17 protein-coding genes are annotated in these 21,916 nt (G+C 61.1%); 3 read left to right on the top strand and 14 right to left on the bottom strand.

Going from position 1 to position 21,916, the window contains the following annotated elements; translation table 11 throughout:
* The 6 genes from K1X80_RS14105 to K1X80_RS14080 form a co-directional block, all read right to left on the bottom strand.
* Complete coding sequence (locus K1X80_RS14105; protein WP_220172219.1) at positions 1-1,323, bottom strand: HlyD family type I secretion periplasmic adaptor subunit; 1,323 nt, start codon at positions 1,321-1,323, stop codon at positions 1-3.
* The gene (locus tag K1X80_RS14100) at positions 1,320-3,071 is read right to left on the bottom strand and encodes a type I secretion system permease/ATPase (protein ID WP_057959672.1); all 1,752 of its coding nucleotides are present in this window, start codon (positions 3,069-3,071) and stop codon (positions 1,320-1,322) included. Before K1X80_RS14100 ends, K1X80_RS14105 begins: the two co-directional genes overlap by 4 nt.
* A gap of 177 nt (positions 3,072-3,248) precedes the next feature.
* Positions 3,249-3,617: an AprI/Inh family metalloprotease inhibitor gene (locus tag K1X80_RS14095; protein ID WP_081044256.1), complete on the bottom strand. Its 369-nt coding sequence runs from the start codon at positions 3,615-3,617 to the stop codon at positions 3,249-3,251.
* Positions 3,618-3,689: 72 nt separating this feature from the next.
* Positions 3,690-5,138 carry a serralysin family metalloprotease gene (locus tag K1X80_RS14090; RefSeq protein ID WP_057438454.1) on the bottom strand — a complete coding sequence of 483 codons (1,449 nt, stop codon included), beginning with the start codon at positions 5,136-5,138 and terminating at the stop codon, positions 3,690-3,692.
* Positions 5,139-5,564: 426 nt separating this feature from the next.
* A complete protein-coding gene (locus K1X80_RS14085) occupies positions 5,565-6,662 on the bottom strand; it encodes a P1 family peptidase (protein ID WP_120733078.1) in 1,098 nt (365 codons plus the stop codon).
* Positions 6,663-6,671: 9 nt separating this feature from the next.
* The gene (locus K1X80_RS14080; RefSeq protein ID WP_057444785.1) at positions 6,672-8,036 is read right to left on the bottom strand and encodes an APC family permease; all 1,365 of its coding nucleotides are present in this window, start codon (positions 8,034-8,036) and stop codon (positions 6,672-6,674) included.
* A 212-nt stretch (positions 8,037-8,248) separates the two neighbouring features.
* Between K1X80_RS14080 and K1X80_RS14075 the strand changes: the two genes are divergently transcribed.
* Positions 8,249-9,043, top strand: a complete 795-nt coding sequence (locus tag K1X80_RS14075; protein WP_057438452.1) for a helix-turn-helix transcriptional regulator — start codon at positions 8,249-8,251, stop codon at positions 9,041-9,043.
* Positions 9,044-9,257: 214 nt separating this feature from the next.
* Here the strand turns inward: K1X80_RS14075 and K1X80_RS14070 are convergent, their stop codons facing one another.
* The 4 genes from K1X80_RS14070 to K1X80_RS14055 are packed head-to-tail and all read right to left on the bottom strand — an operon-like array spanning position 9,258 to position 13,046.
* Entirely contained in the window at positions 9,258-10,337 is a 1,080-nt protein-coding gene (locus K1X80_RS14070) for a polyamine ABC transporter substrate-binding protein (protein ID WP_057959677.1), read from the bottom strand.
* Positions 10,338-10,397: 60 nt separating this feature from the next.
* Positions 10,398-10,739 carry a cupin domain-containing protein gene (locus K1X80_RS14065; RefSeq protein ID WP_220172218.1) on the bottom strand — a complete coding sequence of 114 codons (342 nt, stop codon included), beginning with the start codon at positions 10,737-10,739 and terminating at the stop codon, positions 10,398-10,400.
* 27 nt (positions 10,740-10,766) lie between these two features.
* Positions 10,767-12,173, bottom strand: a complete 1,407-nt coding sequence (locus K1X80_RS14060) for an FAD-binding oxidoreductase (RefSeq protein WP_198792114.1) — start codon at positions 12,171-12,173, stop codon at positions 10,767-10,769.
* A 48-nt stretch (positions 12,174-12,221) separates the two neighbouring features.
* Entirely contained in the window at positions 12,222-13,046 is an 825-nt protein-coding gene (locus K1X80_RS14055; protein WP_186625746.1) for an AraC family transcriptional regulator, read from the bottom strand.
* 257 nt (positions 13,047-13,303) lie between these two features.
* On the opposite strand from K1X80_RS14055, the gene K1X80_RS14050 reads away from it, so the two are divergent.
* Positions 13,304-13,576, top strand: coding sequence for a DUF1652 domain-containing protein (locus K1X80_RS14050; RefSeq protein ID WP_057438448.1), 273 nt, complete (start codon positions 13,304-13,306; stop codon positions 13,574-13,576).
* Positions 13,577-13,623: 47 nt separating this feature from the next.
* Here K1X80_RS14050 and K1X80_RS14045 read toward each other — a convergent pair whose 3' ends face one another.
* Complete coding sequence (locus K1X80_RS14045; RefSeq protein WP_220172217.1) at positions 13,624-16,089, bottom strand: UvrD-helicase domain-containing protein; 2,466 nt, start codon at positions 16,087-16,089, stop codon at positions 13,624-13,626.
* Positions 16,090-16,316: 227 nt separating this feature from the next.
* Between K1X80_RS14045 and K1X80_RS14040 the strand changes: the two genes are divergently transcribed.
* Complete coding sequence (locus tag K1X80_RS14040; protein WP_057959680.1) at positions 16,317-17,012, top strand: pirin family protein; 696 nt, start codon at positions 16,317-16,319, stop codon at positions 17,010-17,012.
* Between the two features lie 130 nt (positions 17,013-17,142).
* Here the strand turns inward: K1X80_RS14040 and pgm are convergent, their stop codons facing one another.
* The 3 genes from pgm to K1X80_RS14025 form a co-directional block, all read right to left on the bottom strand.
* The gene (gene pgm, locus K1X80_RS14035) at positions 17,143-18,789 is read right to left on the bottom strand and encodes a phosphoglucomutase (alpha-D-glucose-1,6-bisphosphate-dependent) (RefSeq protein WP_220172216.1); all 1,647 of its coding nucleotides are present in this window, start codon (positions 18,787-18,789) and stop codon (positions 17,143-17,145) included.
* 114 nt (positions 18,790-18,903) lie between these two features.
* Positions 18,904-20,310, bottom strand: coding sequence for a PLP-dependent aminotransferase family protein (locus K1X80_RS14030; RefSeq protein WP_120733068.1), 1,407 nt, complete (start codon positions 20,308-20,310; stop codon positions 18,904-18,906).
* A 37-nt stretch (positions 20,311-20,347) separates the two neighbouring features.
* Positions 20,348-21,757, bottom strand: a complete 1,410-nt coding sequence (locus tag K1X80_RS14025; RefSeq protein ID WP_120733066.1) for a hypothetical protein — start codon at positions 21,755-21,757, stop codon at positions 20,348-20,350.
* Between the last annotated feature and the right edge of the window lie 159 nt (positions 21,758-21,916).

Genomic DNA, 21,916 nt, shown 5'->3' with positions numbered 1-21,916 from the left:
TCATTCCTCGGTCAACGCAGAGCCGGCACGGTCGAGCAGCGGCTTGAACAGGTAGTTGAGCAGCGAGCGCTCGCCGGTGCGCACGAACATCTCGGCGGGCATGCCCGGCTTGATCACCAGGCCCTGGAGTTTTTCCAGGGCGTCATCGCTGACCGTGGTGCGCAGCACGTAATACGGCACACCGGTTTTTTCGTCGAGCAACTGGTCGGCGGAGATCAGGCTCACCTCCCCCGGCACCCGGGGCGTGCGGCTCTGGTTGAAGGCGGTGAACAGGATATCCACCGGCAGATCGGTGCCGACCTTGTCCACCAGGTTCACCGGCAGGCGCCCTTCGACTTCCAGGCGCGTGCCCTGGGGCACGATTTCCAGCAGGGTTTCCCCGGCCCGCACCACCGCACCGATGGTGTGCACGCCGAGGTTGACCGCAATGCCATCGGCCGGCGCGTTGATTTCACTGTGTTGCAGGTCAAAGCCGGCGGAGGTCAGTTGCTGCTCCAGGGTCAGGCTGCGCAGTTGCGCGTCGGCCAACTGGCTGCGGACTTCCTTCTGGTACTCCTCGCTGTGCTGTTGCAACTTGAGGCGCGATTCGAGGATGCCCTGCTCCAGGCGCCCGCTTTCGCCGCTGTTCTGCGCCAGGTCCTGTTGCACCTGGGACAGTTGGCGCTGGTACTCCAGCAGGCGGTTGCGCGGGATATAGCCGTTGTCTGCCAAAGGTTGCAGGTTGGCCAGTTGATCACGCAGCGATTGCGCCTGGGCGCTGAGGTCCGTGCGGGCGCGGCGCATGCCGTTGAGTTGGGCGCTGGCGCCTTCGATACTGGCGCGGATCCCGGACTGCTCGCGGGCAAAGGCATCGCGCCGGCTGCTGAACAGTTGGCGCTGGCCTTCAAGTACCAGGGCTAGCGCAGGATCGGGGTTGGCACTCAGTTCAGCGGGAAAGGCCACGGCAGGCAAGCTGTCGCGCTCGCTCTGCCAACGGGCGACGCTGGCCCAGGCCATGCGGTACTGGGCTTGCAGGGAATGCACATCGGCCTGGCTTTGGGTCTGGTCGAGGCGAAACAACGGCTGGCCCTGTTTGACCGCCTCGCCTTCGCGCACCAGGATCCGGCTGACCACGCCGGGGCTCAGGGTTTGCACAGCCTTGCGCTTGCCGGACACCACCACCGTGCCCTGCACCGGGATCCCCTGGTCCAGCGGCGCAAGGCTGGCCCAGAGGAAGAATCCCCCGGCGCCAACCACCGTCATCAGCCAGCCCAGGCGGGAGAAAAAGCGCGCATCGCGCTCGGGAAAGGTCTGCTCGAGTGGCAGGCTGTTATCGGTACTCATTGGCCTGGATTCCTTGCCGCAGGATATTGACGGTTCAAGCTGACGCCGGCCTTTTCACGGGGGGGCTCCGTGTGGCCGGACAGTGCCCGCAGCACCTCCTGGCTGGGGCCAAAGGCTTGCAGGCGGCCTTCATTGAGCACCAGCAATTTGTCGGCCTGGGCCAGGGCCGAGGAGCGATGGGTCACCAGGATCACGCTGCTGCCCTGGGCTTTCATCTGCATGATGGCGCTGGCCAGGGCGGCTTCGCCTACGGTGTCGAGGTTGGAGTTGGGTTCGTCGAGCACGATCAGGCGCGGCCCGCCATACAGCGCGCGGGCCAGGGCCACCCGCTGTTTCTGCCCGCCGGACAAGCCGCTGCCGTCGTCGCCCAACACCGTGTCGTAGCCCTGGGGCAAGCGCAGGATCAGGTCATGCACCCCGGCTTGCTGGGCGGCCTGCACCACCCGTTCGGGGTCAGCCTGGCGAAAACGTGCAATGTTGTCGGCGATGCTGCCGCTGAACAGTTCGATGTCCTGGGGCAAGTAGCCGATATGGGGGCCGAGGTCGTCGCGGTCCCAGCGATGGATATCGGCGCCGTCCAGGCGCACCGTGCCGGCCAGGGTTGGCCACACCCCCACCAGTACCCGCGCCAGGGTCGACTTGCCGGAGCCGGAGGCGCCCAACACCCCCAGCACTTCACCGGCCGCCAGCTTGAAGCTGACCTGATGCAAGGTCGCCGCCCGCCGCCCCGGCGGCCCGGCGCTGACCTGCTCGAAACTCACCTGGCCCTGGGGCGCCGGCAACGCCATGGCCTGCGCCCCAGGCGGGAACTCCTGCAACAGCTCATCGAGGCGTTGATAGGCCAGCTTGGCCGAACTCCATTGCTTCCACACGGCGATCAACTGGTCAATCGGGCTCAGCACCCGGCCCATCAGAATGGTGCCGGCAATCATCATCCCGGCCGTCATCTGACCCTTGATCACCAGCAAGGCGCCCAAGCCCAGCACAAGGGATTGCAGGAGCAGGCGCAGGGATTTGCTCAAGGAACTGATCACCGAACCGGTGTCGCTGGCCCGGTTTTGCAGGCCGAGGAATTGTGAATGCACCTGGAACCAGCGACTGCGCAGCGCCCCCAGCATGCCCATGGCCTGGATGGTCTCGGCGTTGTGCAAGTGGCTGGTGGCCAGTTGGGTGGACTGCTGGGAGTAGCCGCTGGCTTCGCGCAACGGCTTTTTGGTCAGGTATTCGTTAAGGCACGCCAGGCCGATCAACAGCACCGCACCCGCCGTGGCCAGCACGCCCAGCCACACGTTGAACAGGAAGATCACCAGCAAGTAGATCGGGAACCACGGCGCATCGAAGAACGCAAACAACGCCGGCCCCGTGAGGAACTGGCGGATATGGGTCAAATCCCCGAGCGATTGCCCGGCGTGCCCCTCACCCCGTTGCAGGTTGCGTTCGAAGGCGGCCTTGTACACCTGCAGGTTGAACCGCCGCTCCAACTGGCTGCCGATACGGATCACGATAAAGCTGCGGACGATTTCCAGGGTGCCGATAAAAGCAAAGAAGCCCACCACCATCAGGGTCAACATCACCAGGGTGGTTTCATTCTGCGAGGACAGTACCCGGTCATACACTTGCAGCATGTAAATGGACGGCACCAGCATCAGCAGATTGATCAGCGCGGTAAAGCAACCGACGCTGATCAGGATACTTTTATAATCGCCGAGGGCTTTAAACAGTGGTGCAGTGGGAGTGGTCTTCGCCATGTTGCCTGATCTTCCCTGGACTGAAATACGCGCAATAGTCTGCCGAGCACCCCAAACAATGGGGCGGGCAACTATTTCAATAGTGTTTAATGCGTTGGAAGTGACAGGTCGATAAAGGTCACGACCAACAAATGTCTCTATACCCGGCAGTTATAAGCATATAACCGCAATACTTAATTAGTGTGTGCGTCGCAGTAACAGCTCTACTCCAGAAGCAGAACGCGCGGTGTATTCGCCTTCTTTCTGTCGATTCAAATGGGTAATACCGGTGCCCTCGGTATTCATCAGCCAAATGCCATCCGGGGTGGGCAGCCAAGTCAGGGGTTTTTGCCCCAGCCACTGTTGCGCGCACTCAATATCACCGGCCAGGCTGTTGGGTTCGGCGATCAGATCCAGCTCGCACACCTGCTCCTGCTGGCGCAGTTGCCAGTGCCCCGCCAATTGCGTGGTGCTGGGTAAAACAAGACTGCTTGCCATTGCGTTGGCTCCTGCCGACACGAGCAATGCCAGGATCAACCAGGCGATTGCGTTGCGAAAATTAGTCATCACCATTACCCGTTTACGGGGCTGTTGCAAGGGAAGAGCAGCGCCGGGGCGCCACCCTTCGTTACGCCTTGATCAAGCCACGATGTCGCTATACATCGCCTGGCCTACGGTGGTGACGAGGAAATCCGCCACGCCGTGCCCGGAGAAGTCCACCGCCAAGGTACCCAGGTTGGTACCCGAGGCATAAGTCAGCACGGCATCACCGATAGCGCCAGTAAAGGCGTTGACGAAATGCAGGCCGCTGCCGTTGGTGATGCCGGTCAGGTCGATCTTGTCCGAACCCGAGGTGAAATCAAGAATCTGATCCGCCGCACCCGGCTTGGAGTCAGAGCTGGCACCGAACACAAAGGTGTCCGAACCCGCGCCGCCCCAAAGTTTGTCGGCACCGCCACCGCCGTAGATCAGGTCATTGCCGGCGCCACCCTTGAGGGTGTTGGCCACGGCGTTGCCGATCAGCAGGTCGTTGCCCGAGCCACCAAAGGCGTTTTCCACGGTCACGCCCTGGGCGATCGACACGTTACCCACCAGGCCACCCACGTCGGAGAACGAAGTCGCGTTGAGGTTGATTTTCTGGTTCTGGGTAAAGCCGGAGAAGTCCAGGGTGTCGTTGCCGCCACCGTCCCATACCGAGAACACCAGCTTGTCGGCGTTGGACGTGGCGCTGAGGTGATCGCGCCCGGTGTTGGAGTTGAAACCGTAGGTGGTGTCACCGGCACGGGTGTTGTAGTTGGCACCGTAGAGCTTCTGGATCGCCGCAATATCGTCGATCAGCGGGCCGGACGCATAGGCCTCGACCCCGCCTTTGGTGAAGTTTTGGTTGGTGTTGTTTTCGCCCCAGTAGCTCATGACGCTGTAGCCACGGGTGTCCTGGCCGTAGTCCGCGTCTTTGTAAGACGGGTTGCCGGTCCCGGCGTTGTAGTCGCCAGGGTGATCCAGGCCCAGGGTATGGCCGATCTCGTGGGTCAGGGTCTGACGCCCGTAGTTGTTCAGGCCAGGGTTGATGTTGGCGGTGTAGCTGTTGTTGATCAGGTACCACGAGGTGCCATCCGTGCCACTCGTGTGGTACTTCTCATTGGTGCCAGGCAGGTAGGCAAACGCTGCGGCGCCGTCCTGGCCTGCGCTGTAGTTGCCGAAGGTCATGTGGAAGTCGCCGCCCGAGGCTTTCTCGGTGAAGGTGACATTGGCCACATCGGCCCAGGATTGCATGGCCAGTACGGCTTGGCCTTTTTGCAGGTTGCTGAACTGGCTGAACCCGGAGATACCATGCTTGTTCATGGTCGCCGAGGAAGCCGAGGTCAGGAAGGTGTAGGTCAAGTCGATCCTGCCGTTACCGTCAACGTCCCGGTATGCCGCGTTTTCGCGCAGCAAATGGTCGGCTGCCTGGTCGACAGAGAACGAGGGTTTGCCATTGACCGTGAGATTGCCGCCACGGTCATACAAATGGCTAAAGCTATCGACTTGTGAATAGGCACTACTTGCTTGAGCTGCCGAGACAATAGCTTTGTCTTTTACTTTCGACATAAACGTACTTCCTTGTTTGCAAGTGGAACAGTTTTTGTCCGATAGCGACGCTCTCGGGCGAGATCGTCCTATCACTCGCCTCTTATGAAGGCGAAAAGAAACTGACACAATTCGAAATCACACGTCCACTATTTTTTTTGTTGAAAAAGTGCGTGGACGGAATAACGACTGCAAACATTGGGAATTAAGTGTTTATATTCTTTGTTTTGGGCTGGATGGCAGCAAGCGGGCTATTTAAATATTAAATAGTGCTAAATAGTTAAATGCCAGACACGTCACACTTTAGTGCTAAGTGGATCCAATATATTGAGTGGGGTGCACTTTTAAAGTGCCACCGTGTCATTGGTAAATATTAAATAGCCACTGTTTAATTATCGACAGCTTGCGGCCGCTATCACCGGCAAGCCGGCGATAGCGAGGTCACGACTAGCCACGCCACCCCGTTTGGCGCAGGGCCTCCCGCAGCGTCTGCCCCTCCAGCCCCGGTACCAGCACGCCATCGGCGGTGGTCATGTCCTCCCCGGCGAGGATCGCGTTGATGATCGCCTCTTCCACCGCTTCGGCCGCGGCGCTGAACAAGGGCGAAATATGATCGTTATTGACCATGCTCAGCGTTGTGCTCAGGGGCAGGTCCTTGCGCCCGTAATCCGCCGGCGGGAGGTCGTGGTTGCCGGTGGCAAACGCGAGGAACAGATCACCACTGGAATCCTCGGTGCCACCGCCGGTGCGGGCAATGCCGATGGAGGCGCGTTGCGCCAGGCGCTGGCACTGGTGCGGCAGCAGCGGCGCATCGGTGGCGATAATCACCACGATGGAGCCCATGCCCGGCGTACCACGCTCGGCAAATGGCGAGGCGATTTCCATCAGGTGCCGCCCCACCGGGTAGCCATCCACCCGCAGCTCCTGGCGCTTGCCGTGGTTGGCCTGTACCAGCACGCCGACAGTCCAGCCGCCCTGCTCTGCTGCCAGCTTGCGCGAGGCGCTGCCGATACCGCCCTTGAATTCATGGCAGATCATCCCGGTGCCACCGCCCACGGCACCCTCCTGTACCGGGCCGGATTCTGCGTTGGCCATGGCCTGCAGCACATGCTCGGGGCCGATATGCTGGCCCCAGATATCGTTGAGCAGGCCGTCGTAGGTTTCCATCACCACCGGCATGCACCAGTACACCGCCGGGTCCGCCAGGCTGTCGCGCTCCAGGGCAATCAGGGTGTCGCGCACAATGCCGATACTGTGGGTGTTGGTGATCGCCAGGGGCGTGGTCAGCAGCCCGGCTTCGCCGATCCACTCAAGGCCGGTGGCGTCGCCGTTGCCATTGAGCACGTGGTACCCGGCAAAACACGGCTGCAGCCGGGCTGCACCGGCCCGTGGCTGGATCAGTGTGACCCCGGTGCGCACCTGTTTGCCGTCGATCTGCTCCTTGAGCGTGCTGTGGCCGACCCGAATCCCGGGGACGTCGGTAATCGCATTCAATTCGCCGGGCGTACCCAGCCCCAACGTGATGCCCAATTGACGTGCGCGCATAACCACTCCTTACAGTTTCTGAAACGCCGGACTCGACCGGCCGCTGATGCAGTACAGGATCACCGACAAGGCCAGCAGGCCGATGATAATCATGATGTCGCGCATGGACGCCGCGCTAAACAAGGTAAACAACAGATAACCCGCGCCCGCCACGGCCAGCAGTGCCGGCACCGGCCACAGGGGCATGCGGTACGGGTGCTCGCGGTCGCGCAACAGCACCCGGCTCATCAGCGCGCTCAGGGCGACGATCAGGTACACCAGCATGATCAACAACACGCTGAAGGACGTCAGGTCTGCCAGGTTGGAGCTGAAGCTGAGCAGTGCCGATGGGATCGCCAGAAACAGCGTGGCCAGCCATGGCGAATCCCAGCGCGGGTGGATGCGCGTGAAGAGTTTATTGATGGTCGGCGTCCACAGCGCATCGCGGCCGCTGCTGAACACCACCCGGCCGATCTGGATCACGATGGCTACGATGGCGTTGAACACCGAGAGGAAGATCCCGGCGCTGACCAGGCGTGACAGGGTTTCATTACCATGGCTGGTCAGCAGGTAGCCGATGGGGTCCGGGCTGCTGATCATCTCGCTCAGGGAGGGCGCGCCGATCAACAGCGCGGTGATTGGCACCAACTCGATCACCACCACCAGGCCCAGGGACCACAGCACCGCCTTGTGCACGCCCTTGCCGCCGCACTTCATGTCTTCGGCCAGCAACACCGCCGGGCCGTAGCCGTTGAACGAGAACAGGCCGATGCCCACCGCGCCGATCACCAGGGCCCAGGGCGCCAGGTGCAGCACGCCGTTTTCGACGATCTGCGGTTGGAACAGCACACTGGCGGGCTGTACCGGGTTGCCAAAGCCGATAAACACAATCACCAGCAACGCCGCCACTTCCAACAGCAGGCAAGTGCCGGTGATCCAGGCGTTGAGCTTGATATTGAGAATGCCCAGGGCGTAACTGCACACCACAATCACCAGGGCCACGGTTTGTGAATCGAACTTCGTGCCCAGGGCGTTATTGAGGTAGGTCGCGGCGCCGGTGGCCAGGACCGGCGGGATAAACAGCAGCATCACCAGTACCGTGAGGAACGTCGCGTAGCCGGCCATGCCGCCAAACACGCGCTTGGCGTACACGTATTCGCCACCGGCACTGTTATGGGCACGCCCCAGTTCCGCGTAGCAAAAGGCGAACATCAGCGCCAGTAGCCCAGCCATCACAAATGCCAGGAACACCCCGCTGCCCGCTTGCTGGATCGCGAACGGTGCAATAACAAATACGGAACTGGCCGGGGTTACCGCCGAAACAGTAATGGCCACCACATCGAACACACTCAAGGTAGGTTTCAGCACGCCGTCGGGTGCGGGGGTTGCGCTCATGTCGTTATCCTCGTGGTTATTCTTTTTATTGGAAAGCTGGTTGAGGCAGGAACGAAAAGGGAATGCGTGTGCGGGATATGTTTCCCGCTGAATGTCAGGGAATCTAGGCGCTGCGCCGGCACCCGCCAATTCCCCTATTGGAGTACTCCCCTTGACGGGCTCGTGCAAAAGCCGAACCCTTGGCCGATCTTTCAGCCATCGGAACCCATCACATGAGCCTGTTCAGGGAAATCGGCATGCATGCGGGGCTGGGTCGGACGGTGTCGCAAATTGGCACCGAGCGTTTCTGGAAGCAACTGGTGTTGCTGCTGCACCAGAACCTGGCGTTCGATAATGCCCTGGCAATCTTCTACCCGCTGGATGGCCCGCCCCAGGCGCTGGAGGAGTACGACGCGCAGCCCACCAGCAAGCCGGCGTCGATGCTGGTGTACCTCAATGGTTTGTACTTGCTCGACCCGTTCTTCCAGGCCTGCCGCGAAGGCTATGCCAGCGGCGTGTATCGCCTGGAAGAGGTGGCGCCGGACCATTTCCGCCAGAGCGAGTACTTCCTCAATTACTTTCACGACAATGTGCTGGAGGATGAGGTGCAGTTCATCCTGCAACTGCCGGGGGTGGGCACCTTGTCGTTGTCCCTGGGGATGCAGCGGGTATTTACCGCGCCTGAAACCGGGCTGCTGACCCTGCTGGCGGCGTGGGTGCTGCCACTGATGCAGCAGCACTGGCAGCAGAGCACCCGGCGCGCACCGGCTGGCGAGGCCATGGCCAGCCAGATTCGCGATGCGTTGAGCCATTTTGGCAGTGGGGTGTTGTCCGAGCGCGAACTGGAAATCGCCCGCCTGGTATTGCGCGGGTTCTCATCCAAGGCCATGGCCGAACGCCTGAGCATCTCGCCGGACACGGTCAAGGTGCATCGCCGGCACCTGTACGCCAAGCTGGATATCTCGTCGCAGCCGGAGTTGTTTTCGTTGTTTATCCAGTCGTTGGGGCATGACCTGGATAACCCATAGGGCAGGCACGCGGGCGTGGTGGATCAAGTAAGGATGTGTCGACTGGCCTACCGCCATCGCAGGCCAGCCAGCTCCCACATTTGACTTGTGGTGTAGCCACAATTTTCTGCTCGCCGAGTTCCCCCTGTGGGAGCGGGCTTGCCCGCGATGGCGGTGTGTCAGTCACATTTATCTAACCTGACACTCCACCCCCCACCAGGGTAAGCGTGCTGCCTTAGCGCCCGGTACGGATAGTGTTCCAGATCCGCGTGCGAACACGGTCGATCTTCATCGGCATGGCTTCGAGGGCGAAGAGCTTGCCCATCATTTCCTCGCTCGGGTACACCTTGGTGTCGCTCTTGATCACCGGGTCTACCAGGCTGTCGGCGGCGCTGTTGCCGTTGGCGTAGTGCACGAAGTTGGTGATGTCGGCCATCACGTCCGGGCGCAGCAGGTAGTTCATAAAGGCATAGCCGGCCTTCTCATCCGGGGCATCGGCGGGCATGGCGACCATGTCGAACCAGATTGCGGCGCCTTCCTTGGGGATGTTGTAGCCGATCTTCACGCCATTCTTGGCTTCCTTGGCGCGGCTTTCGGCCTGCAGCACGTCACCCGAAAAACCCACTGCCACGCAGATGTCGCCATTGGCCAGGTCACCGGTGTATTTCGAGGAGTGGAAGTAGGCAATGTACGGCCGCACTTTGATCAGCAGCGCCTCGGCCTTTTTATAGTCTTCGGGGTTCTTGCTGTGGTGCGGCAAGCCCAGGTAATTCAGGGCAATGGGCAGCAGTTCCGGGCCGTTGTCGAGGATCGCCACCCCGCATTTACTGAGTTTTTCCATGTATTCGGGCTTGAAGATCAAGTCCCAGGAGTTGACCGGCGCGTCGTCGCCCAGCACTGCCTTGACCTTGTCGATGTTGTAGCCGATGCCGGTGCTGCCCCACAGGTACGGGAAGCCGTGTTCATTGCCCGGGTCGTTGGTTTGCAGGGCCTTGAGCAGCACCGGGTTGAGGTTTTTCCAGTTCGGCAGTTGGCTCTTGTCGAGCTTTTTCAGGGCCCCGCCCTGGATCTGCCGGGCCATGAAGTGGTTGGACGGGAACACCACGTCGTAGCCCGAGTTACCGGTCATCAACTTGCCGTCCAGGGTCTCGTTGCTGTCGTACACGTCGTAGCTGAAACCGATCCCGGTTTCCTTCTGGAAGTTCTTGGTGGTGTCCGGCGCGATGTAGCTCGACCAGTTGTAGATTTTCACCGTCTCGGCGGCCTGGGTCAGGGACGCCACCAACATCAAGGGCAACAGGGCAATGGGTCTCATGGTTCGATTTCCTGGCGGTTATAGGGCTGTTTTTATGGCAGGCGATCAAGGATCAAAAGATTAGAGGATCAACATATAGGTCTTGCGCACGGTCTCCTGGATATCCCAGATGCCCGTGCTGTTGGCCGGCAACATCAGTGCATCGCCGGCTTCGATATGCAGGGTTTCGCCGTCATCGGGGGTGAAGGTGCAGCGACCCTGGATAAAGTGGCAGAACTCCTGGGCCACGATCTGGCGCCGCCAGCGGCCGGGGGTGCATTCCCAGATACCGGTTTCGACGCCGTCGTTGCGCTCTACGCTGAGGGTGGAGGCCACGGCAACCGGGGTGCCCAGGGGCACGGCGACCGGGTTTGAGTCCGGCAAGTGGCGGTTAAGGGTGTCTTTGAATTGGGTAATGCTCATGGTCATACCTGTGGTGATTGAAGCGACTTAGTGCATGAAACCTTCCATGAAACCGGCAATCCCACTGGCCAGCTTGCGCCGCCAGGGCGCGGTGTTCGGGTCGGCCAGGGTCTGGTCCTCATGGACAAAACTGCGAATGATGGCGTTGTAGCCCAACCAGCGGCACGGCTCCGGCTCCCAGCCCCGGAGGGCACTCAGGCCGCCGTCGCGCAACACCCATGGCTGCTGGACCAACGGCGTGTCGCGCCCCAGGATCAGGTCGGCCAGGGTCCGGCCACCCAGGTTGCTGGCGCCCACGCCCTCCCCGCCATACCCGCCGGACAAGGCGATGCCACTCTGTTGGTCGCACAGCATGTGCGGCCGGAAACGCCGCGACATGCCGAGGTTGCCGCCCCAGGAGTGGGTGACCCGCACATGCTTGAGTTGCGGGAACAGCTCGCAGAACAGGTAGCGGCGCAGTTCCACTTCGCTGTCGGTGAGGTCGAAGTTGTGGCGCAGCTTGCCGGCAAACTGATAGCCACCGCGCGCCCCGAATACCAGACGGTTATCGGCGGTGCGCTGGCCGTAGGTGACCTGGCGGCTGCTTTCACCGAAGGCCTGGCCTTGATTCAGGCCGATTTCCTCCCAGGTACTGGCCGGCAGGGGTTCGGTGGCGACGATCAGGCTCTGCACCGGCAGTTGATAGCGACCCAGGGGCTTGAGCGTCGGCGCATAGCCCTCCACCGCCGGCACCACCCACGAGGCGCGGACCTGGGCCTGCTCGGTGCGCAGGCTGCCGGACTGCCAGTGGGTGACCGGGCTGTTCTCGTAGATCGCCACGCCCATGGCCTCGACCACCCGCGCCAACCCGCGCACCAGCTTGGCCGGGTGGATCGTCGCGACGTGGGGGGTGTAGACCGCACCATAGGCCGAGGCGATGCGGATCTGCCCGGCCAGTTGTTCGGGGCTGAGCCAGCGATAGTCGTCGTCGGTCAGGCCCTGGCCATGCAGCTTGGCCAGGTATTCGCGCAGGCTGGCTTCCTGCTCCGGGTAACGGGCGGCGCAGTGCAACGCCCCGCCTTTGCGGTAGTCGCAGTCGATACCTTCGCGCTGCAACACCTGCCCGACTTCATCGGGGATGCCGTGCAGCAGGTCAAACGAGGCCCGGCGCTGCTCGGCGGGCAGCCCTGCCAGCAAGCGATCTTCGCCCAGCAGATTGCCCATCAGCCAGCCACCGTTGCGCCCGGAAGCACCAAAACCGGCGGTCTGCGCCTCGATGATCACCACCTTGATTTGCGGCGCGTGGCGCTTGAGGTAATAGGCGGTCCACAACCCGGTGTAGCCGGCGCCAATAATGGCCACATCGACATCCAGGTCCTGCCCGAGGGACGCACGCGCCTCCAGCGGCTCTTGCAGCTGGTCCATCCATAAACTGATCTTGCGCCATGCCGGCATGCCGAACTCCACCACCAAACGTCGATGGCGTGATCCTAGTGCCTGGCTTCAGTCGTCGTCTTGCGCGCGTGCACGCAGGGAAATTTGTTTGACGTAGGCCTTGGGCGACAAGCCAGTGTGCTGGCGGAAACAGCTGTAAAACGCCGACAAGGAATTGAAACCGGCGGCAAACGCCAACTCGTCGATACGGATCGGCGGCGTGGCGCCGTCCAGCGCCGCCAGTAAATGCTGCAGGCGGGCCTGGTTGACGTAGCGGTAGAAGCTCTGCCCCAGCACCTGGTTGAGCAGGTAGGAAATCTGGTTGCGGCTGTAACCACATTCCTTGGCCACCCGCTGCAGGTCCAGTTCCGGGTCGAGATAGGGTTGCTGGCGCTGGAAGTACTGCTGCAGATCGTTGGCCAGGTAACTCAGTTGCTGGGGCGACAGGCCCAGGCGGCTGACGGTCGGCCGCGTAGCCTGGGACTGGGAGCGGCTGGTGGCGGGCTCGTGCACCAGGGACGCGTATTCGTTGACGCACCAGATCAGCCCGTCACGCACGGTGATCGCCTCACTGGTGCGAAACGACACCAGGCCCTGGCCGCCACGCAAGGTCACGCGATACTGGATAAAGGCGGTATCGCCGTCGGTGCGAATGCGGTCGGTGTGTTCAATGCCTTCGTCGGGGTCGCGGGGCATGCTGGCTTGCAGGTACTCACGCAACTGGTCGAAGCACACCACGCGGTTCTGGAAGAAGTCGTGGTACTGGATATCCGGGTGATAGTGCGCCATCACCCCGTCCAGGTCCCGGTGTTTCCAGCAAAGATGATGGCGCAACACCACCTCGGCAGTCGCTTGCGTCTGTTGCGGGCTATCGGCCGGGACGGTCTGTGGCATACAACGCTCGAAAACGGCTAAAGCCTGGAGCTTGCACAACTTTACCAAGGGCTTCAATGGCAACGTGACAGTTTTAAGTGGTGGCCTTTTGCCTAAGTATTTGTAAGACATGACCCACGTCAAACTTCTTGCAAGCAACTGCCGAACGGATAGAAAAAACTCCGCTGCTCACTGCAAGTGAGTGCTATTTTTTAAGCTTCACAGTCAGCACCATTGATGGTTCTGACACCCTTGCCGCGAGCTAAAGGAAGTGCTCAATGAACAAGGTGGGCCACATGAACAAAGTGACGTTCCCCAACGCATGTCAGTTGATGCGCTGGCATTTTCATCCGGTCGGTTTTGAAGGCAGCATGGACGCACCCGGCAGCCTGATTGCGCGCCTGTTTGACCGAGAGAGTGGTGAAACCCTGATTGCCATCGCTGGCATTCCCTGCGCCACGGTGATGAATGCCACGGATGTGGAGCGGATTATCGAAGCGATCGAGGCTGAGCTGGAATCGTTTGTGCGGCCAAAGTTGCTGCAGGCCTGAAGGGTGTGGGAGCTGTCCCGCCCGGCGAGACAGCTCCCACATTTGATTTATTGCGCTTTAATGGCGCGGCGATCATCAAAGAACGCCTTGCCCCCCGCCACCCGATCCGACGCCCTGGGCGCATGCCCCACCTGGCCATCCTGCCCTTCGACATACCAATAGCAATGGCTCACCGCCCGGGTAATCCCGACATAGGCCAGGCGCAGCACTTCGTCTTTTTGCGCATTGTCGTAAGGCTCGGCATCCCCGTCCTTGCCAAGGCCGGCCATGCGGTACACCTGGTTCTTGTAGGGCGAACGGGTCAGGTGCTGGCAGTCGCCGAGCAAAAACACAGCATCCGCCTGTAGCCCCTTGGCGCTGTGGTAGGTCAGTTGCTTAAAGCGGCGCATGCCCGGCGGCAAGCTAGAATCAAGGTTAACTACAGACTGAATATGCTCCTGAATCAATAGCTTATCGCTGCTTTTTCGATACAACATCAATACCGATTCGCCCCGTTGATAGTGCGCCAGCAACTGCTGCGCCAGGCCCGCCTCGTCACGATCCAGCACCTGTACCGGCACCAGCGCCCTGGCTGCGCCGCTGGCCTTGGCCTTCTTGCCGCTGATTGCCGGTGCGGCTTTAACGATATGTTCGGCCGCATCAATGATGTGCTGATGACTGCGGAAGTTCTCCCCGAGCATCACCCGCGTGGTGGTCGGCGACGGAAACTCCTTGTTGAACTCCATGAAGTACTTGGGCGAACTGCCGCGCCAGCCATAGATCGACTGCCAGTCATCACCGACACAGAGCAGCGAAGAATGCTGGGCCGCGCGCCCCACATGCAGCGCCGGCCCACGGCTGCGGATCTCGCGCAGGCTGGCGCGGATCCACGATACGATCTGTGGCGAGACATCCTGGAATTCGTCGATCATCAAGTGCGACAGCGGGCGCAACAGCCCGTCGCCGAGCAGCTTGAGGTTTTCTGGCGTGTTCTCGCCAAACAGCGAAAACATGCGGTTGTAGGTCATGATCGGCGGCGACTGGTCCAGCAGATGATCTTCCAGGGCCTTCCAGAAAATACTCAGGGCCTCGAAGAAGCCGCGGTCCGGGTCATCCTTGGCAAAGCTCATCTGGCCCACCGCCGTGGGCACGTCCAGGCCGAGGTTCTCGATAAAGCCGGCGGCGCTCACGAAACAGTCCAGCAATGGCGCTGAAGCCAACTCACCCTTGACCTTGTAATCAAACCCGGGGCCGGAGCTGGCATCCCCCGCCAGGCTGCTCAACAGGCGCCTGGATGATTCGTAATTATCCAACCAAATCAATGGCTTGCGGCAGAATGCTTGAAACAGGGTGCGCTTGACCGCCCATTCAGCCCGCACCGACAGCTTAGCCCCAGAGCGGGCGATCTGTGGGTTTTCCCTGGCGTCGAAACCCAGCACTACCCAGGCATCCAGCTCGGCGCTGTAGCCATGGCAATGGAACGACGCACCATTGATTTCAACACGCTGGCGGTTCGGCTCGATGCCCTTGATCGGCCATGCGCCGGCCCGGAACCACAGATCCTCGATCACATCGCACAATTCTTCATCGCGCTTGGCCGCCAACTCGGTGACGGCCACGCGTTTTTGCACATCCGGGTGGTCGCGCTCCAGCTCCTTGAGCTGCAAGGCATGGCGGGCCATCCGTGCAATCAACTCGCGAAAACGTGCATGCCGGCCGTAGAGGCCGTGGTAGCAGGCATTGAGCTGCTGGCGCTGGGCATCGTTGATGCGCAGGTCGAAGGGGTTGCTGTCGGCCTCGTCATCGTAGAGGCCGCTGCGCAGGTTTTCGAAGGCCTGCAACCGCTCAAAGCCCGGAAGGCTACGAACCATAGGCAGGATGCGCGAGTGAAAGGTGCGCACTACCGCCTGGGCTTCTTTCAAAGCAAGGGGTTGGCCCCACAGGTGGAGAATCTCCATGAGCTTGCGGATAAAGTCCTGGCGTGACTCGCGGGTGAAGGTCACCACGGTCATGGCGCTCAGCTCAAAGCCCAGGTAATGGGTCAACAGCAGGATCCGCAGGACCAGCGAGGTAGATTTGCCAGCCCCGGCCCCGGCAATCACCGAAGTTGAAGGGGTATCACTGAAGATCATCTTCCACTGCGCCGTGCTGGGCTGCGCATGGGCCGGCAGCAGGCGCGCCACATCGGCTTTGATGCGTTTTTTCAATTCGGCGGTCAGTGGCAGGCGCCAATCGTCGAACAGGCTGTCGTCCACGCCCGGGGCGCGGTGCTCATCGCTACGGAAGTCGCGAATCAACAGAACCTGACGCCCCTCTTCGATGCCATCGCGCCGGCCTTCCTGATAGCCGTACTCCACGCCGGCCTCATGCCCGCTGCGAAAGCCATCGGCCTGGCCGTGCAACCACGAAAAACGATGCTGGGCCCGCAGGCGCGTCAACCCGTGGCCAAACAGCCGCGCAGCCAGGCGTTTGAACAGCGGCATTTGCGCCAGGGGGCGCAGTTCGGGAGGCAGATCGGGGGTGTGTTGCGGCACGCGGACTCCTGCGGGGGCTTGAGCGAACAGAGGCCCTATGGTCGCCGGAATCCCCCGACAGTTCCAGCCAATTGCTTTGGCTTCATGCAGTTAGGCGATTAACTGAAGCTGGGGTCTAGTTCTGGGACTGGAAAAACAATCGAATAATCTGATGAGAATTAGGCATTTTTTACGCTTTTTGTCGATGATGCCCTGGCGGATGATAGGCCCATCAACAGGAGACGATCATGCTTGAACTTCGACCTTTTACCTCCCTGGGCGGCGCCAATCACGGTTGGCTGGATGCTCATCACCACTTCTCGTTCGCCGAGTACCATGACCCGCAACGTATGCACTGGGGCAACCTGCGGGTGTGGAACGACGACATCATCGCGCCGGGCACCGGCTTTCCGCAGCATCCGCACCGGGACATGGAAATCATCACCTATGTGCGTGAAGGTGCCATCAGCCACGCTGACAACCTGGGCAACAAGGGCCGTACCGAGGCGGGCGACGTGCAGGTGATGAGCGCCGGTACCGGGATCGCCCATAGCGAATACAACCTTGAAGCCACGGCGACCAAGATTTTCCAGATCTGGATCATTCCCAATGAAGCGGGCTTGCCCCCTTCCTGGGGCGCCAAACCTTTTCCCAAGGGTGAGCGCGAAGGGTTCGTGACCTTGGCCAGCGGCAAGCACGGTGACCATGAAAGCCTGCGGATCCGTGCCGACGCACGCCTGGTGGCGGCCAATCTGAAGGCTGGGGAAAGTGCCGAGTATCACCTGGATGCAGGCCGCCGGGCGTACCTGGTGCCGGCGACCGGGGTGATCGAGGTCAATGGTCTGCGAGCGCAGGCGCGTGACGGCATTGCGGTGCAGGATGAGCGGGTGTTGCGGGTGACGGCGGTCGAAGACAGCGAAGTGGTGCTGGTGGACCTGGCCTGATCTCGAGCCAGACTCAAAAACCAATGTGGGAGCGGGCTTGCCCGCGATGACGATGGGTCAGTCACACATGTATTGACTGATCCACCGCCATCGCGAGCACACCCGCTCCCACATTTTTTACAACTGTGTGTCAGTTCGGGGTGATGGCGCCATCCACCAACACCTGAGCCTCTTCCACCAGGCGCTTGAGGTGATCTTCGCCAACAAAGCTCTCGGCGTAGATCTTGTAGATATCCTCTGTGCCCGACGGCCGTGCGGCAAACCAGCCGTTTTCGGTCATGACTTTCAGCCCGCCAATCGCCTGGTCATTCCCCGGCGCATGGCTGAGGATCTGCTGGATGCTCTCCCCGGCCAATTGCGTGGACGTGACCTGCTCCGGTGCCAGTTTGCCCAGCAGCGCCTTCTGCGCCGGCGTGGCCTTGGCATCCACCCGAATGGCGAACGGCTCGCCCAGGGCGTCGGTCAGGCCACGGTAGATCTGGCTGGGGTCCTGGCCTTTGCGCGAGGTCATTTCTGCGGCCAGCAAGGCCGGGATCAGACCGTCCTTGTCAGTACTCCACACGCTGCCGTCCTTGCGCAGGAACGAAGCGCCCGCGCTTTCTTCGCCGCCAAAGCCCAGGGAACCGTCGAACAGGCCGTCGGCAAACCATTTGAAGCCTACCGGCACTTCGTACAGGCGGCGGCCGATGCGTGCGGCCACGCGGTCGATCAAACCGCTGCTGACCACGGTTTTACCCACGGCAGCATCCGCCCGCCATTGGGGACGGTTCTGGAACAGGTAGTCGATCGACACCGCCAGGTAGTTGTTCGGCGCCAACAGCCCGCCCGACGGAGTGACGATGCCGTGGCGGTCGTGGTCGGGGTCGCAGGCAAACGCTACATCGAAGCGTTCTTTAAGGCCGATCAGGCCTTGCATCGCGTAGCTGGAGGACGGGTCCATGCGGATCTGGCCATCCCAATCCACGCTCATGAAACGGAAGGTCGGGTCGACTTCGGTATTCACCACGTCCAGGTTCAGACGGTAATGCTCGGCGATGGCCGACCAGTAGCGCACCCCTGCTCCACCCAGCGGGTCCACGCCCAGGCGCAGATCGGCGCTGCGGATGGCGTCCATGTCGATGACATTCACCAGATCGGCCACATAGGTGTTGAGGTAGTCATGGCGATGGGTGGTGTCGGCTTTCAGCGCCTGCGCGTGGATGATGCGCTTGACCCCGGCCAGCTTGGCCGCCAGCAGTTCGTTGGCCTTGGCCTCGATCCATTTGGTGACGTGGGTATCGGCCGGGCCGCCGTTGGGCGGGTTGTACTTGTAGCCGCCGCTCTGGGGCGGGTTATGGGAGGGCGTGATGACAATGCCGTCGGCCAGCCCGCTGGTGCGGCCACGGTTGTAGCAGAGGATGGCGTGGGAAATCGCCGGGGTCGGCGTGTATTCATCGCCTTCGGCAAGCATCACATGCACACCGTTGGCGGCCAGCACTTCCAGGGCGCTGGCGCCGGCCGGCGTGGACAGCGCGTGGGTGTCGAGGCCGACAAACAGCGGGCCATTGATACCTTGCGCCTCGCGGTACAGGCAAATGGCCTGGCTGATGGCCAGTACGTGCCATTCGTTGAAGCTCAAGTCAAAAGAACTGCCACGGTGCCCGGACGTACCGAAAGCCACGCGCTGAGTGGAGATCGCTGCATCGGGCTGGCCGGTGTAATAGGCCGTCACCAGTCGCGGGATGTCCACCAGCAATTGAGCTGGCGCCGGTTTGCCCGCAAAAGGACTGAGAGTCATGCAAAAACCTCTGAAAAGAAGGATTCGGAAAAGGAATGCAGTTTACTGGGTGTTCGACCGCCACGCGACGGTATCTATCCCACAACAATCAGTGATATTTCCCACAAAACCAATTCATCCGTGCTGCCCCTGCCTGAGGGCCTGGGCCAACTCCTCCAGCACCAGGTCCAGGCTGTGATGAGTGCTGACCACATGGCTCAAGCGAAAGTGCTGCTGGTACAGGCCAGTCACGCTGAACAACTCGCCCGGGGCGATCACCACCTGGCGCGCCAGCATGTTCTGGAACACCCGGCGCATATCCACGGCCTCGGTCGAACGCAACCAGAAGGTGGCGCCAGCCTGCGGCGTCCGGTACGTCACGCGCTCGCCCAGATGCTGGGCCAGGCGTGCCTGCATCGCTGCAGCGTGCTCCTTGAGCACCATGCGCAAATCATCCAGGTGCTGGTCAAAGCGGCCACTGTGGTAAAGCCGGGCAATCGCACGCTGGCGAATGGACGATAAACGAAACGCACGCAACAGGAACTGACGCTGCAAGGGCGTGCTCAGGTGCCGCGAGAGTAGATAACCATAGGGCGCCTCCGGGCCCATGGCTTTCTCGAAACTGGAAAACACCATCAGCCGCTCGGGGTTCACCAGGTCCCGCAGGTAGCGGGTGCACGCCTCAAACGCCAGCCCGCCATGGGTGTCGTTTTCCAGCAGCCAGCAGTCATATTGCTCCAGTAACCTGGCCACCTGCGCCTGATCCGCCACACTCAAGGCGTTGCCCGTGGCAAGGCCTGGAGTCGAGGACAGCAGCGCCAGTTGCACCCCCTCGGTCCGCAGTTGCTGCTCCAGATACGCAGGATCGAGCCTGCCCTGCTCGTTGCATGGCCACTCGATCACACGCACTCCGGCATCTTGCAACAGGCGCAGGATAAGCCAGTCACATGGCGACTCCACCAACACCGCCGCCCCTTTGAGCGCCAGCACTTCGATCAGAATGGCCAGGACACCTCGCAGGTCCGCGCCGATGTACACGTCATCCGCCTGCCAGCAACGTGTGGGCGAACGGGTATAGCGCGCCGCCAGTGCCGCACGCAGTTCCCAGATACCACACGGCTGGGAATAGGGTTGCAACTGGCGCGGATACTGGCGCACCAGTTCACGCTCCAGTTGCAGCAGCGGCGCGTCCAGGGACAACAGCTGTGCCGGCTCATCGGCACTGAGTACCAACATCCCTGGCCTGCGTGCCCCTACATACAAGCGCTCCAGCAAATCCCCCGTGGTACAGCACGCAGTGCTACCGGCAATGGGCAAGGCGTAGTAGCCGGACTTGGCTACCGAGTACACCCTGCCCTCCTTTTCCAGGAGCGAGTAGGCGTACTGAATGGTGGAAATCGACACATTCAACCGCTCTGCCAGGTGTCGCAAGGACGGCAGCTTGACCCGCCCCTCGGTGCCCACTTCATTGATCAGGTTGATCATGTAGCGGTACACCGCCTGATAGGCGAAGTCTGCCTGTTTATCGTCCCTCATGAGGATTCCTGCCCGAGCAACGGCTGCCGTCGCGCAACCACCCTCAGTACCCTGTTACGCCGCACGGTCCTGTGGCCGGCTCCTCGACATTGATACAGGCCGCATTGGCCGCGACATGGGTGCCGTACAAATGCTGCAAAAGCGCCAGGGGCAAACCGCTGGTATCGACCATCCAATGCTGGATCAGCTCTGCCGACGCCTTGCCCTCGAGAGCTTTGTGCAGTTCGGGCAGCACCACCAGCATGCCCGGGTGACAGCGACGCAAGAAGGCTTCCAGCCGCTGTCCTTGCTGGATAAACGGTGAAAACAACAGGCACACCAGTTGGCTCTCCTCCAGGCCAAAGAACTCGCGGGCGTAGGTCGCCGCCAGCATGCGCCCATCCTTGGTGCCGGCTTGGGCAATCAGCAATTCGGGGATTTTTTTACGGCGCATAAAGCCGCTGGCGTGTTCGATAAAGCGCGTGACGCCCTCTCGATAATCAAGGCCCAGCAGCACTTCGGCCTGCAGGCCATGCATATGCGCCATCAGCAAGGGGTTGGCGTAGGCCGGGGTGCTGAACTGAAAGGCGAATTCATCCTGTTTGTAACCCATAAAATCGTTAAGCAGTGCCGTGAAATCCTGCCCGGCCGCGCGTAACAGATCGGCCACGCCGATATAGGTCAGGTGACGATGCACCTCTTTGGAAGCGTTATCCTCCGACGCGTAATGTTCGCCATAGACATCGCGGTAATAGCCGGCGCTGCAATCATCCATCCGGCAAAACAGGGCATTAAGCGCCAGTGGCTGGCCGGCGTGGCCTTTCATGCCAGCAGCGCGGGTGGTCCTGAACAGCCACGCCAGGTATTGGTTCTGCTGGCGCGGCGAATCACTGCTGACCAGGGCGTGCACCCCGCCGTCCCATGCCGTGATACGGCGATAGAAATCCCCCAGGGACAAGTATCTGTCGTTGCACACGCTGGCGCGGATATCCCCTGAACGCTTATGCCCGATCATCAACATGTTGCGCCGGCCGATATCCTGGCCCGCTGCTGAAGCGGGGCGCAGGTGGTTGAAGGGCAGAACTTCCTGGTTTTCCACCATCAGCAGCTCGACCCTGGGGTCGTCGTGGAAAAACAACGCGCTGTAGCCCCGATGAATGCTGTCCAGCGCCGCTTGCGTCATCCCGGTATGGCGCAGGGTGGCGACTCGCAATTGAAAACTCCTCGGCGCCCGGCCGGCGATGGTCAATTGGGCGGCGCGCAAGAAGGCCAGTGCGTAACTGCTGCCTTTGCCGCCCCCGTGGGTGACCAGTACTTTGTAGTCGCCGATCTGCTCGATGCCACCTGCCGCTACAATCAACCGCTGAATCAATAACTGAAGTGTGGTGCGCTCCGCTCGCGAGAAGTAGCCCTGCAACCGTTGCAATACCTGCTGGTAAACATAATTCATGGCTTGTTCGTGAATAGCGCTCATAGCTTTACTACCTGAGGTTAACTGTCAGTTCCGAGCAAGCAGTTGCGCGTGCCTGTCCGATCTGCTGTTTGCTTAGAGTTGACGTCTGTTGCGATTAAAGCTGATAGCTAAATGTTAGCACCGCACAACAAAACGCCAGTTGGAACATCCCGACGAAGA

Source organism: Pseudomonas sp. So3.2b (assembly GCF_019464415.1).
Taxonomy (GTDB): domain Bacteria; phylum Pseudomonadota; class Gammaproteobacteria; order Pseudomonadales; family Pseudomonadaceae; genus Aquipseudomonas; species Aquipseudomonas shahriarae.
The sequence above is the reverse complement of the archived record's forward strand: the minus strand, read 5'-3'. Positions and strand labels throughout refer to the sequence as shown.